This is a genomic window from Clostridium senegalense (assembly GCF_018916625.1).
In the GTDB taxonomy this organism is placed as follows: domain Bacteria; phylum Bacillota; class Clostridia; order Clostridiales; family Clostridiaceae; genus Clostridium_J; species Clostridium_J senegalense.
In genome coordinates, this window is record NZ_JAHLNC010000001.1 from 1085530 (window position 1) to 1100251 (window position 14722).

The following is a 14722-nucleotide window of genomic DNA, read 5'->3' on the forward strand; positions in this document are numbered from 1 at the left end:
TTTAATTTAGATTAAAGAAAATATAAGACCAAATTTTAAACCTATATTTCTCCATAATTATTGAAAATATTAATATCATAGGATTTAATAATACACACTTCACCTATGTTAAAATTTCTCTGTTTTTATAACATTAAACTCTAACGCTTCTTTATATCCATCTAGTGAATTTATTAAGTTTTTATGAATAAAACCTTTAAATTCTGGAGTGAAATCTGTTAATTTTTCACTTAATTCATTGACAATATGCTCTTTAGATTTATAGCTATTTACACCATTAAAATTTATCATATTATATTTATTACTTTCCAAATTGTTATCTTGATTTAAAATTATATTTTTTGCAAATATAGATGAATTGTAAAATTCACTTATTCCTTCAAAGGTAACAGTTCCAGTACAATAAATTATATAATTTATAAAATTTTCTTTACTGTTGTTAGGAATTACTAAATCACCATCTATTATTATAAGTTTATAAACATTTCCATAAGTTTGTAGATAATTGTCTTTATACTTATCTACTTTTCTTAATTCTTCAACAGCATGCTCATATATACCGTCATTATTTTTAGGGTTATCATCTATTACTCCTGCAAAATCTTTATATGGATTTTTAGCATTTCCTCCATTTATTAGTTTATTAAAATCTATTTTTTCACCATTTTTTGTTCTTCCTTTAAATTCTATAAGTAGTTGGCTATTGTCACTATTACTTTTTATATTCACAAACTCTTGCCCTACATATGGATTTTGTAAATATGGCTCTTCTTTTTTTATATCCTTTTTTTCCTTTTTTAACAAGTTTTCATATTTCATCAATATATCTTCATAGGAAATAAACTTATATTTTTCATCAAAAACTTGAATATCACCGCCACCAACTTTTAAATGTGGCTTATTCAAATCTTCTAAGGTTAACTTATCAAAATCTTTATATTCTATATTACCTTCTTTTAACCTTTTTTTAAAACCTAAATTCTTTAACTCCTTTAATTTTAATTGCTTCCAATATTTTTGATTTTCCTCTATTTTGCCATTATCTTCATAAGGTAATCCACCATTTAAAGTTGCAATTACATTTTCACTATCATCAATTTCTATATTTTCACCTTTTAAGTATAAATTCGTATCCTCAAAAAAATTTATATTTCCACTAGGCTTAAATACTATATTATTTTTTTGTATAAATACATCTCCAGATATATTTAGCTTACCTTTAAATAAATCAAAGTAATTATCTATATTATTTAAACTTCCATTAATAGCTTTTGTATTTTTTTCTTTTAACGGAGATATAACAGAAAAAGCACTATTAAACATTCTATTAAAATAAGGATTTAATATTTCACTTCTGTCTATATACTGAACTAAAGTGACAGTTTCATTAGTTTTTTTATTTTTAGCCATAGATTTAACTTTAATATAATAATATTCTTTTCCTGTTTTTACATCTGTTATTTTATCTTCATAAGAACTTTTCAACGTAACTTTATTTTCTATATTATCATCTTCAAATAAAAGTACTCCATTATCACCAATAACTACAGGATCAAAACTTTTAGGTTCTAATAGAATATCAGTTTTATCAACTATATAATTTTTCATTTCATTATAGGCTTTGTCTATTTCTGATTCTGCTGTTAGCTTTAATTTTTTGCTTTGTTCTATATAAGTGGAAGCTTTATAACTAGATAAACTAAAAGATAATAGTGTAGATGCTAAAACAAATATAACAATTATAGTAATTAAAGCAGTAACTAATGCTGAGCCTTTTTTCTTCATCATATAGCCCCCCTCATTCTATCTATAACAACCTTATCTTTAACTTCTACTTTTTCATCTTTTTCTCTGCAACCACCATCTATTTCTATAGTCACTTGTAGTCCATTATTTTTAATTTTTATACTTTTTATATTGTAAGCTATGATTTTTTCACCCTGCGACTGTTCTTTTATCTTATTATAATTCTCATATTCATTTAAGGGAATTTCCTTTACAGAAATTATTTTAAGTATATTATTTGTATCAAAATAAATAGCCATAACAACATTGCTTTTATATGGTTGAAATATTATATATTCATCGTAAACACTACTTTTATCTATTACTTTAGTTAAACTTCCATTAATATAGGCTGAATTTTTTTCATTTAATTGCAATCTGTTTTTTTCACTATTTATTAAGTAATTCTTTTTCTCCACATCCGTTAAATATCTACTATTTCCCATTGGTTTAAATATTTTATTTTCTATTGGCATGTACTCATATCTATATAAATTAGTTATATCTTCATTATTTTTATCTTGCCTTAAAGTATATAAAAATCGTCTTTGATTTCCCTTTTCTTTATTAGGATTTTCTTTTTCTATATTGCTACCTTCTATATAAAAAACAACCTTTTCTTTACTATTATTGTTTAAAAACTTCAAATTTGGATTATTATTAATTTCATCACTACTTATAATTTTATCCCCATATTTTATAATGTTTGAAATATGATTACAGGCTATTTTGCAATTATTATTAACATTATATTTATTAGACAACTTATCAAAAACCTTTAAATTGCTTTTTAATATTAGAAAAAACATACCAACAGATATCATTAAAATTCCCATTGTTACAATTAACTCAATAAGAGTTATTCCTTTATTTTTCCTCATAAAACTACCTACCTATATCAAAAGTCACAGATGATTTTCCATTATAAAATTCTTTACCTTTAATTTTCCATGTAGCAACTTTCACATTGTAACTACAAAAGGCGTTTTCTTTTTTATTTATATTTTTATTTATTTTAATATTTACAGTAAAATTATCTTTATCACATATATCATTTTTTTCTGTTTCATAATTTTCTATTTCCTCTATAGACTTTGTCAGTTCCTCATAGTTATTAAAATATATTGTTACATCTTTTCCATCTAACATTTCAATATCTTCTATGCTCTTACTTTTTAACATCTCCACTGCTGTATTTGTATAATTAAAAGTTTTTTTTCTAACCTCATAGATTTTTAAGTTTTTATTTATACTACTATATATTGATGACACAATAGCAAAAATCACAACCACTATAGCCATTGATATAACTACCTCAAGTAATGTGAACCCTTTTTTAACACCTTTCAAACTATTCACCAACTTACTTAAACATATTTTCTTTTCCATACTGGCCTTTATTAAAATCGTACTTATATTTGCCTAATTCACCCTCTAATTCATTAAAGAAAAATTCCATTCTAACACTAGTTTTAGTGGGATTATTCCCTGTCATTGCTACTGCATTTATTTCACAAATTCTTTGACTATTTTCAACATTAGATAAAAAATTTAAAGTTTGCTTATAATCTCCTATAACAGTGAAATTCACATATATGCTTTCTACTTTAACCTCAGTATTTTTCTTAGTTGTATCATTTTTTTTATTTTCTTTTTTTTCATTTTTTGTAACATCATTTATTAAATCTGCTGCTTTTTCAACTGTATTTTCTTCTTCCTCACCTTCTATAATCCCACCATTATTTTCTATGTTTTCAAAATTTATATCTACCAGATTTATTAAATTTTTTTCAGCTAATTCCTGTATTTCCCTAGCTATATCTGGTGTTTGCTTTCCTGCAGGTAACCTTTTAATTGAACTATTAAGTTCTTTTTTTAATTTATTTAAACTCCCTACCTTCTCTTCCAATTGTTCCTGTATTCTTACAGCGTAATCAAGTTTTTTTCTTTTTTCTTCCACCTGATTTTTTAAAGATATAGCATTTAATCTATATGGAAATATAGCTAACTTAGATACTACAAGTATCAAAAGTAAAGATATAAGAATAGATATTAACACCTTCTCTGATTTTTTTAATTCTCTCACCCTAATTTTCCTCCACTATTTCTATGACTGCATTAAACCTATAACTTTTATCACTATTTTCACTAATAGCAGGTAACTCTATCCCTTTATAAATATGATTATTTTCTATATTTGCCCAAAATTCTAATACTGAATTATAACTTTTACTTGATGCAGAAATTGATATTGTTTTACCACTATAATTAAAATTTTCTATAATCACATCTTTTGGAATTTCCTTTTGAAAATCCTTTATTATTTTTGATATTATATTATTTTTTTCACTTTCTAACATATTAACTTTTTCAATATGATTTATTATCTCTTTTGTTTCCTTTGATATTTTTTCATCTTCATTTAATACTTCTTCATATTTTTCTAAAGTTATGTTTAAATCACTATTTTGCTTTTTGAATCTTTGAAATTCTATAAAATAAAATAAGTTTATTCCTATAAAAATAACTACTATAAAAGCTATAATTCTATTAATTAAACTCTTCTTTTTTCCTTTTTTCTGGTTTTCTATAATTGCTTTAGGTACTAAATTTAATTCTTTCATTTTTAATCCTCCCTAAGTAACAAACCATAGCAATTAACATAATCTATTAAGTTAACCACATTTTCCTTATCTATATTAATATTCAAATCATCAATAAACACAATTTCATTTTCAAAATAGTTTTCAAAATAGTTTTTTATTCCTTTTATATGATTTAAATCTCCTAATACGTACATTCTATTTAGATTATTTTCAGCCCTTCCAGAAAAATAAAATTTTATAACTCCGTTTAAAACAGTACTTAAAGTATCTACTAATCCTTTAACCTGTTCCCCCTCATAATCTAGAGGTTTTATGCTATTAAAATCTATATTACTTAGTTTTTCTTTTACTTCCTTATCATTTAATTCTAAAATTCGTTTTATATTTGATACCCCAAAGTTTATTCTTTTTTCCATTTGAAGCAAGTTGTCATTTATTATAGCTAATGTAGTTTCGTTATTTTGTATACTGAGAATTCCTATATAATTTAAATTTTTAGTGTATTTACTACTGCTTATAACTCTTTTAAGAGAATTACTTGATAAATCAATACATTTGAGATTCAACTTAAGGATTTCTGAAAGTTCCACATACTTGTCTATTTTACTTCGTTTACACATTACTACCATATATTTACCAATACTAGCCTTTTCCTCATTTACACTTTCAGTTAGTTGATAACTATAATAATATAAACTTTCTTTATCTGGATAACTTTTACGTATTTCAATCTTAACAGCAGTATCCATAGCCTTATCTCCAAGTATAGGAAGTTCTAAATATCTTGTTATTATGTCATCACCATGAACAATGAAATATACATCCTTAGCTCTAATATGAGCCATTTTAAAATATTCTTTTATAGTTTCTCCTATTTTAACTACATCAGTTATAAATCCATTTTCAAAAGTATCACTAGGAGTTTTTAATTTTTTCCAACTTACTATATCTTCTTTAGTTCCCACTAAAATATCTATAGTGTCTTCATTTATATCTATAGTTACCCTTTGTTTCCTATTTTTTTTTACTTCCTCATTCTCCTTTTTATGCATATTTATTTTAAATATATTTTTAATATCCTTTTGCCATATACTCTCATTTTTCTCCAATACCTCTCACCCCTAAATAATCAAATTAAAATACCAATTAATTATATTTTCTCCATATAACATAACTATTAAAGTTGCTATAGTTATATATTGACCAAAGGGTATATAGTCTTTTTTTGTTTTCTTTTTTGTTAAAATAAGTGCAATTCCAAAACTCCCACCAATTATAATAGATAAAAGTAAAACTAATATAGAATTCTTTAATCCCATATATAATGGTACAAGCAAATACATTTCTAAATCTCCAACCGCCATTCCTTTAGTTATTAAAATCAAACCTCCAATTATAAAAAGCATAAGTACTATTCCTATAATATTTCCTGATATAGAAAGGCCTATATAATATTCATATATTAAAAATATAATTCCTATAACTGCTGGAGTTAATATTGTTATGTCATATATGTCTGTAGTTTTTAAATCTATAATTCCAATAACTATGAAAAATGAAGCTAAAATTATGTATTTAAACATATTTAAAGTTGCTCCGTAGTGAATGTATATTAATAAATATATAATTCCAGTAAAAAGCTCAATAACAGGATATTGAATAGATATTTTCACTTTGCAATATCTACATTTTCCTTTTAAAAATATATAACTAACTATTGGAAATAAATCATACCATTTCAAGTTTTTATTACAGTTATAACAATGTGATGGTGGGTAAGCTACAGATTCGCCCCTTGGAATTCTATATATACAAACATTTAAAAAGCTGCCTATTACAACGCCTAAAATAAAAATTAATAAACTCATAATAACCCTCCTTTTAAGAAAGTAACTCCTTTTTAAAGGAGTTACAAATTCATCACACTTATTTGCCTAATACTATTTTTCCATCTTTAAATATAATATTTTCTGAAGTTCCATTTTCTGAAACAAAAGTTCTTAAATCTTTAACTGTTACATCATTACTTATTAACTTTCTTAATTTACCTTGTTCTTGTTCACTAATATAACTGTCAACATAAGTGTGAGATTCCTCTAATATTGTTGATAGTTTATAGTCTTCTTTTATTGTGTCTGCTACATTTCCATTCTTTCCAACTTCTCCTGCATATGCTGCATTGTAAGTGTCTACAGCATTAACTAACACTTTAGATGATGCAACTGCTTGAGATACATTAGCTCTTTCTTTATAGCCTTTTAAACTAGGTAGAGCTATTAAAGCTAGAATTAAAATTATAGCAACCACTGCTAAAAGCTCAATTAAGGTAAACCCTTTTTTCTTTTTATTTTTCATCCATTCACATCCCCTTTAAAATTATTTTTATTGAAATTTTAGGTAAGTAAAAAACTTCCCTAAAAAACAATCGAAACTATAAATTTTATTTTTTATTACAACTAAAATTATTTTCTAGTCTTTCGTGATTTTCACAATAAAATTCTTCATTGTTATCATTGGAAAATTCTTTTAATACTTTAATAGTTACATCAGAATCTATATATTTCTCTATTTGCTTTATATCTTCATCTCTTAATAATGGTGATAAGTACCCCTTAACATCACTTATAGTCATATCACTGGTTATTTCATCATCTGAGAATTTCATTGCACTTTCAGAATTATAAAGTTCTACAGCATTTAAAATAATTTTTGAAGTTCCATCTATAGCTTTCTTATTTGCATAATGTCTGTATCCCATAACACTAGGTACAATCACTAAAGTTAAAATTAGAATTATAGCAACAGTTAAAATTAACTCTATTAAGGTAAATCCTTTTGCCCTTTTCTTATATACAATCATAGTTAACCTACAACTCCTATTTTTAAAGAAATTAACTAATCCAGTTTTATATATCATTTTCAATTGCCAACTATAACATTATTAATTTTTTATCCTGAATTAGCCAAATGACAACTTAAAATACAGTTACATTCCCTATATTTTTCTATTACACAGCGTTATACATACTAAACAGCGGCAAATACATAGATATTGCAATAATAGCTATTAGCCCACCTAAAAAAATTATTATTAATGGCTCTATTACAGATGATAATTGTGTTGCTAATATCTCAACATCATTTTCATAAAAAACAGCTGTTTTAGCCAATATCTCATCTAAATTTCCGCCCCTTTCTCCAACCACTATTGATTGAATAAGAATTGGCGGTAATACATCAATATTTCTTATACTATTTCCTATTGCTTCCCCTTTTTCTACTTTTTCTTTAACTATTTCCATTCTATTTTCAATGTATTTATTTCCAACAACTTTGCCACATAAATCTAAAGCTTCTATTATCCCAATTCCTGATACTAAAAGGGTACCTAAAGTCCTTGAAAATTTAGCAGCAATAACCATTCTATTTAATTTTCCAAATATAGGTCTATCTAATTTTTTTCTATCTAATTTTATTGCCATAGCCCTATTGTTTTTTAGTTTTTCTTTAAACTTATATATTAAAAATCCACCTATGACCATAATAAATATTCCATAATTTATTATTATGTTACTTATATTCATAAAAATTAAAGTAATAAATGGTATTTTGCCACCACCATCTATAACATTTTCAATGAACCTTGGTAATATAAAAATTATTATAAAAGACACTATTAAAAGAGATGCTCCAAATACTATCATTGGATAAGTCATTGCAGATGCAATCTTTTTCTTTATTTTATATTGAGTGTTATAATACTCTGCTAACCTATCTAATATTTCGCCTAGATTTCCTGAGGTTTCTGCGGATTTTACCATGTTTACATATAAATCAGGAAACTCATCATATTTTTCTAATTCTCCACCTAAAGAACCACCCTTTTCAACACCTCTATATACTTGATGCAATATTTCTTTTAGTTTTTCATTTTTCATCTGTTCCCTTACTACAGTTATTCCATCTAAAAGTGGAAAACCAGAATTTATTATAAAAGCAAATTGTCTTGAAAAAACAACTATATCCTTAAAAGTAACCTTATGAAAATGCTTTTTTATATCAAGTCCTTGCCTATATTTACTTATCTCTTTAGGAAAAATATTATTTTCAATAAGTTTTTCCATAGCATCATCTTTACTAGATGCATCTATGGTGCCATTAAGCTCTACACCATATCCATTAACTGCAACATATCTAAACTTTGACAAACTCTCACCTCTCTTTCTGTCCTTTATATAATTTTTCTTATATCTAAAAAAACAATTGTAAATTACTTATTATCAATTCTATAAATAGCTTCATATTACTAATTAGTTGTTTTCTAAATATGCTATTCTTATTAGCTCCTCTATTGTGGTTGTCTTATCTAACACTTTAGATATGCAGGCATCTCTTATGGTTGTCATACCCTTTTCTATTGCTAATTTTGTTATAGCATCTATACTTTTTTCACTTGTTATATACTCTCTAATTTCTTGGTCTATCTCCATAATTTCAAAAACACCAACTCGTCCCTTATATCCAGTCTTATTACATTTATTACACCCTATTTTTCTTTTAATAATAACTTTTTCATTAACATCTATATTTAGTAACTTTTTTTCATAACTAGTAGCTTCGTAACTTTCTGAACAATGGGGACAAACTATTCTTATGAGCCTCTGAGATATAACCCCTACAATAGATGTAGCTATTAAATATGGTTCTATTCCCATGTCTATAAGCCTTATTATTGTTGATGGAGCATCGTTAGTGTGCAATGTACTTAAAACTAAATGTCCTGTTATAGCCGCTCTCATTGCAATTTTAGACGTCTCTGCATCTCTAATTTCTCCAACCATAATAACGTCTGGGTCCTGCCTTAATATGGATTTTAGCCCATAACTAAAGGTAAGACCTGTTTTGTAATTAACATTTACTTGATTTATTCCTTCTATAGAAAATTCCACTGGATCTTCTATTGTAATTATGTTTCTACTTTCATCATTTAACTCTTTCAATATAGAATAAAGAGTGGTTGATTTACCACTTCCTGTAGGGCCTGTTGAAAGAATTATTCCATGTGGTTTTGAAATTATTCTTTTTAATTTTTCTTCATCACTTTTATCTAATCCTAAATTATTTCTTGATATATTATTAGCACTTTTATCTAAAACTCTTATAACAATCTTCTCTCCATTTACAGTTGGAAGAGTTGACACTCTAAGGTCAATGTCTACACCATTAACTTTAGTTAATATACGACCATCTTGTGGCACTCTCTTTTTTGCAATATCTAAAGATGAAAGTATTTTAATTCTAGCAACTATTGCATTTAAATCCTTTTTTTCTAAGGACATTATTTCCTTTAACTGCCCATCTAGTCTAAATCTAACTTTTACCCTACCTTCTAATGGTTCTATATGAATATCTGATGCCTTAGCATTTATAGCATTTTCAATAATCCAATTAACAGTTTTAACTATAGGCGAATCCATAATTTCACTATTGAATAAATCAACGTCTCCTTTACTACTAGAACTGTATTCCACTATATTGCTATAAACCTTATTTATAGCTCTTTCAACTTCACTTTTAGGAGAGCTTAAAAGTCGTACCTCTTTTCCTGTTATTATTTTAATATCTTCTATTGCAAATATATTAAGTGGGTCTGAAGTAGCTGCAATAATTTCTGTTTCATCTGCATCTATAGCTATCACATTATATTTTTTAGCTATATTTTCAGGAATTATAGACACTATCTTTTCTTCAAGATTAATAGAATCTAAGTAAACTCTTTCTATACCTAATTGCTTTTCTAAAATATTAAATATCTCATCTTCAGATATTGCTCCAATTTCAACTAATATTTCACCTAACTTTTTCTTCTCTGTTTTTTGATTATTCAGTGCAACTTGTAATTGATTTTTAGTTATTTTATTTTCATCTAATAATAAATCTCCTAACCTTCTTTTCTTAATACCCATCATCACACGTCCTTATATCTATATACAATGTTTTATTTTCGGTAAAAACCCTAATAAAATAATTATTTGCATTAATAAAAAATAACCCACTCTAATAAATTAAACATTTTAGCTAAACTAAATTTAATGTTTAATTTGGAGTGGGTTCACTATTAGCTCCTCTTATTAAAAGTGACCAAGTAATAATAAGAATCTTAGCTTCCAAATCCTTAATTCAAAATCATTTTCTACTTATATACTATTACACACCTATTATAAATTTTACTGTTTTTTGAAAAAAATACTTTAAATTGTATTTAGATTCTAAGATTAAATTATCATATTTTCTTATAAACCTCAATAAGGTATATAAAAAGAAATAAGTAGTCAAATATTGATGAGAATATCATCTTATTATTTATTTGATTATGTGTAACTGAAAAAAATAGAAGTTGCTAAAAAGCAACTTCTATTTTTGTATTTTAAATTTATATTAGTACATTCCGCCCATGCCCATATCTGGAGCCATTGGAGCTGGACTATTTTTTTCTGGTAAATCTACAACTGCAGCTTCTGTTGTTAAGAATGTTGAAGCTACTGATGCAGCATTTTGAAGTGCACTTCTTGCAACTTTAGTTGGATCAACTATTCCAGCTTTTATCATATCTACAAATTCGCCTCTTAATGCATCGTATCCTATTTCTGGTGCAGACATTTTTACTTTTTCAGCTATTACAGCACCTTCTTGACCTGCATTTATAGCTATTTGTTTTATTGGTTCTTCTAATGATTTTCTTATTATATTTATACCAACTTGAACATCTTCTATATCTGATGTTAAATTTTCTATAACTGGTATTATATTAGCATAAGCTGTTCCACCACCAACTATAATTCCTTCTTCAACTGCAGCTTTTGTTGCAGCTAAAGCATCCTCTATTCTTAATTTCTTTTCTTTAAGTTCTGTTTCTGTTGCAGCACCAACTTTAATTACAGCAACTCCACCTGCAAGTTTTGCAAGTCTTTCACTTAATTTTTCTTTATCAAAATCTGAAGTTGTTTCTTCTATTTGAGCTTTAATTTGATTTACTCTCTTAGCTATATCTTCTTTAAAGCCTTTTCCATTAACAACTGTTGTATTTTCTTTACAAATCTTAACGCTTTCAGCTCTTCCTAACATTTCTATTGAAGCATCTTTTAATTCATATCCAAGTTCTTCACTTATAACTGTTCCACCAGTAAGTATAGCTATATCTTGAAGCATTTCTTTTCTTCTATCACCAAATCCTGGAGCTTTTACAGCTACACAAGTAAATGTTCCTCTTAATTTATTAACTACTAATGTTGCTAAAGCTTCACCTTCTACATCTTCAGCAATGATTAATAATTTTTTTCCTTGTTGAACAACTTGCTCTAAAACTGGAAGTATTTCTTGTAAATTTGTTATTTTTTTATCTGTTATTAAAATGTATGGATCTTCTAAGTTAGCTTCCATTTTATCTGTATCTGTTACCATGTAAGCACTTAAATATCCTCTATCAAATTGCATTCCTTCAACTACATCAAGCTCTGTTCCCATTGATTTAGATTCTTCAACAGTTATAACGCCTTCGTTTCCTACTCTTTCCATAGCATCAGATATTAATTTTCCGATTTCTTCATCTGCTGCAGATATAGCTGCAACTCTAGCTATGTCTTCTTTACCGCTTATTGGCTTAGAATATTTTTTTATTTCTTCAACTGCAACATTTACAGCCATTTTTATTCCATTTCTTATTAACATTGGATTTGCTCCAGCAGTTACATTTTTTAAACCTTCTCTTATAATTGCTTGAGCTAATAATGTAGCTGTTGTTGTACCGTCACCTGCTACATCATTTGTTTTTGTTGAAACTTCTTTTACAAGTTGTGCTCCCATATTTTCAAAAGCATCTTCAAGTTCAATTTCTCTTGCTATAGTAACACCATCGTTTGTTATAAGTGGTGCTCCAAATTTCTTATCTAAAACAACGTTTCTTCCTTTTGGTCCAAGTGTAACTTTAACTGTATCTGCTAATATATCCACACCTCTTTGCATAGATCTTCTAGCTTCTTCACTAAATAAAATTGTCTTAGCCATTTTAAAACCCTCCAATTACTAATTTATTTCTACTTTTTATATTCACTATATTACTATTCGATTATTGCTAGTATTTCTTCTTGTTTAAGTATTATATATTCTTGTCCTTCATGCTTTATTTCATTTCCAGCATATTTAGAAAATAGTACTCTATCTCCTACATTAAGCTCCATTCTAGCATCAGCAAGGCCAGGTCCTACTGCAACAACCTCTGCCTCTTGTGGCTTTTCCTTTGATGCTGCTGTTAAAACTATACCGCTCTTAGTTACCTCTTCAGCTGCTACTCTTTTAATTACTACTCTATCACCAAGTGGTTTTATTGCCATAACTATGACCTCCTAAAATTTTTTATTTTATTAGCACTCTCTTTTGCAGAGTGCTAATCATATTATTATAATAAATAAACAACACTTTAATTTCAAACTTTCTTTCCTTATTAAAAGCCGTATTTATCATCAATTAGCTTTATTTTACTTTTATTTTCTTCCATTTTCTCATATTTACCTTATTATTTTATTTTTTGTGAAATTTTGAACTTTTTTTATTTTTTATTTTATGAAATTTATTAAGAAGATCTTTTCCTTTTAACACTCCAAAAATAAAAAAAACTAAAGAAACTATAGCTATAATAGTCAATGTAACGTAATTTCTCTCACCAATTCCATTTCCAAATAATGCAGATACTATAATCCATGGAAGTCTACCTAATGTAGAATATATCAAGAACTCTAAAAAATCTATATCTGAAACACCACATAAGTATACCAAAATATCTTTAGGAATTCCTGGTATAAGATATACAAAAAATATTACTAGTTTATTACTTCCCCTAGTTAATATTTTTTTAAACAATTTTAAATCCCTTTTTTCTATCATCTTTTGTACTTGTTCTCTCATTAGATATCTCGCTATTAAATATCCTATTGCACTACCTAATGCTATTCCTACTACAGATAATAAAGAACCTTTAATTGGTCCATAAATATATCCACCTACAATTTGAACTACTTCTCCTGGTATGAAAAAGAATACAACTTGTATAACTTGTAAAGCTATAAAAATTAAAAAGCTATATGCACCGTATGACAATATAACATTTTTTATATTATCCGGATCTTTAAATGCAGAGGCATATTTGGAAAAATATTCATATCCAACAATTATTGTTATAATGGTAAACACAGCAAAAAATAAGTGAACACCATATTTTTTTAAAAAGTTTTCAATTTTTCTGCTAATAATCTCCACCACCAATCTTTAGTATAGGTTTCTAATTTTGAATTTTCATTTATATAAGGTTCCAATTTGACTTTTAAAATTTCTATATTATTTTATTTTCTCTTGCATAGAAAAACAAATATTGTTGAGCAAAACCAGCTAAATTTCCAAATTTATCTCTTGCAAACATTCTTATTTTCGGCAATGATACATCTGGTGCAACATAAAAATGTTGCATTGCTCTTTTAACCCATACATCTACAGGAAATGATGAGTATTTTTGCATAGAGAATAGCATTATGCAATCTGCAACCTTAGGCCCAACACCATTAAACTGTTTTAACCCTTCATGACATTCATCATCATCCATTGATTTTATTTCTTCTAAATTGTAAACATTATTATAAACTTTATCTACAGAATCCACTATGTATTTAGCTCTAAAACCAACACCCATTTCTTCTATTTCTTCTTGTGAAGCTTCTATAAGTCTATCTACTGATGGAAAAGAATAATACTTTTCGCCTTTATACTCTAATTCATTTCCATATTTTTTGCTTATGTTATTTATAGCTCTTTTAATCATTGGTATTCTATTATTGGCTGATACTATAAATGAAATTAATATTTCAAAAGGCTCTTGCTTTAATATTCTTATACCTTCTCCAAAAGCAACAGCTGTATCCAATATTGGATCTTTTTTAAGTTCTTCTTTTATTTTTGAATAATTTCTTTTTAAATCAAAATACTCACACCAAATTTCATTAAAATCCTTTAGATTAGAGTTATGTATAATAACATTATTGCCTTCTTTTTCTATTTCAATAACCTTATTATAAGCAACTCCTATATAAGTATTATCTTTTGTTTTATTCCACCTAAAGCACTGACCACAATCAAATATATCCTTAAGTTCAAAGTTTTCAACATCCTTTAATACAATTTTATTATCAAATTCTAAAACTTCTTTAAAATCCACAAAATCACCTCTTCCACAAATATAGGTATGCACCTGAAAGTATTACTTTATTCATTGAACTTTAATCTTT

General features: G+C 26.5%; 15 protein-coding genes. All 15 read right to left on the reverse strand.

Annotated elements, in window-relative coordinates; translation table 11 throughout:
- Window positions 1-108: 108 nt before the first annotated feature.
- Complete coding sequence (locus KQI36_RS05055) at window positions 109-1788, reverse strand: hypothetical protein (RefSeq protein WP_216449893.1); 1680 nt, start codon at window positions 1786-1788, stop codon at window positions 109-111.
- A complete protein-coding gene (locus KQI36_RS05060; protein WP_216449894.1) occupies window positions 1785-2666 on the reverse strand; it encodes a prepilin-type N-terminal cleavage/methylation domain-containing protein in 882 nt (293 codons plus the stop codon). Before KQI36_RS05060 ends, KQI36_RS05055 begins: the two co-directional genes overlap by 4 nt.
- 4 nt (window positions 2667-2670) lie before the next feature.
- Complete coding sequence (locus KQI36_RS05065) at window positions 2671-3135, reverse strand: type II secretion system protein (protein ID WP_216449895.1); 465 nt, start codon at window positions 3133-3135, stop codon at window positions 2671-2673.
- A 13-nt stretch (window positions 3136-3148) separates the two neighbouring features.
- The gene (locus KQI36_RS05070) at window positions 3149-3871 is read right to left on the reverse strand and encodes a hypothetical protein (protein WP_216449896.1); all 723 of its coding nucleotides are present in this window, start codon (window positions 3869-3871) and stop codon (window positions 3149-3151) included.
- A 1-nt stretch (window position 3872) separates the two neighbouring features.
- Window positions 3873-4409, reverse strand: a complete 537-nt coding sequence (locus tag KQI36_RS05075) for a PilN domain-containing protein (RefSeq protein WP_216449897.1) — start codon at window positions 4407-4409, stop codon at window positions 3873-3875.
- Window positions 4410-4411: 2 nt separating this feature from the next.
- Entirely contained in the window at window positions 4412-5500 is a 1089-nt protein-coding gene (pilM, locus tag KQI36_RS05080; protein WP_216449898.1) for a pilus assembly protein PilM, read from the reverse strand.
- A 12-nt stretch (window positions 5501-5512) separates the two neighbouring features.
- Window positions 5513-6259 (reverse strand): prepilin peptidase, encoded by a 747-nt coding sequence (locus tag KQI36_RS05085; protein WP_216449899.1) that lies wholly within the window; start codon window positions 6257-6259, stop codon window positions 5513-5515.
- A gap of 58 nt (window positions 6260-6317) precedes the next feature.
- The gene (locus tag KQI36_RS05090; protein WP_216449900.1) at window positions 6318-6746 is read right to left on the reverse strand and encodes a prepilin-type N-terminal cleavage/methylation domain-containing protein; all 429 of its coding nucleotides are present in this window, start codon (window positions 6744-6746) and stop codon (window positions 6318-6320) included.
- A gap of 85 nt (window positions 6747-6831) precedes the next feature.
- Entirely contained in the window at window positions 6832-7251 is a 420-nt protein-coding gene (locus tag KQI36_RS05095) for a type II secretion system protein (RefSeq protein ID WP_216449901.1), read from the reverse strand.
- A 148-nt stretch (window positions 7252-7399) separates the two neighbouring features.
- Window positions 7400-8599 (reverse strand): type II secretion system F family protein, encoded by a 1200-nt coding sequence (locus KQI36_RS05100; RefSeq protein WP_216449902.1) that lies wholly within the window; start codon window positions 8597-8599, stop codon window positions 7400-7402.
- Between the two features lie 102 nt (window positions 8600-8701).
- On the reverse strand, window positions 8702-10357 hold the full coding sequence (locus KQI36_RS05105) for a GspE/PulE family protein (RefSeq protein ID WP_216449903.1): 1656 nt from the start codon (window positions 10355-10357) through the stop codon (window positions 8702-8704).
- Window positions 10358-10829: 472 nt separating this feature from the next.
- On the reverse strand, window positions 10830-12455 hold the full coding sequence (gene groL / locus KQI36_RS05110; protein WP_010293589.1) for a chaperonin GroEL: 1626 nt from the start codon (window positions 12453-12455) through the stop codon (window positions 10830-10832).
- 53 nt (window positions 12456-12508) lie between these two features.
- Window positions 12509-12781, reverse strand: a complete 273-nt coding sequence (locus tag KQI36_RS05115) for a co-chaperone GroES (RefSeq protein WP_010293590.1) — start codon at window positions 12779-12781, stop codon at window positions 12509-12511.
- Between the two features lie 187 nt (window positions 12782-12968).
- Window positions 12969-13703 (reverse strand): TVP38/TMEM64 family protein, encoded by a 735-nt coding sequence (locus KQI36_RS05120; RefSeq protein ID WP_216449904.1) that lies wholly within the window; start codon window positions 13701-13703, stop codon window positions 12969-12971.
- 73 nt (window positions 13704-13776) lie between these two features.
- Complete coding sequence (locus KQI36_RS05125) at window positions 13777-14652, reverse strand: DNA-3-methyladenine glycosylase family protein (RefSeq protein WP_010293593.1); 876 nt, start codon at window positions 14650-14652, stop codon at window positions 13777-13779.
- Window positions 14653-14722 lie beyond the last annotated feature (70 nt).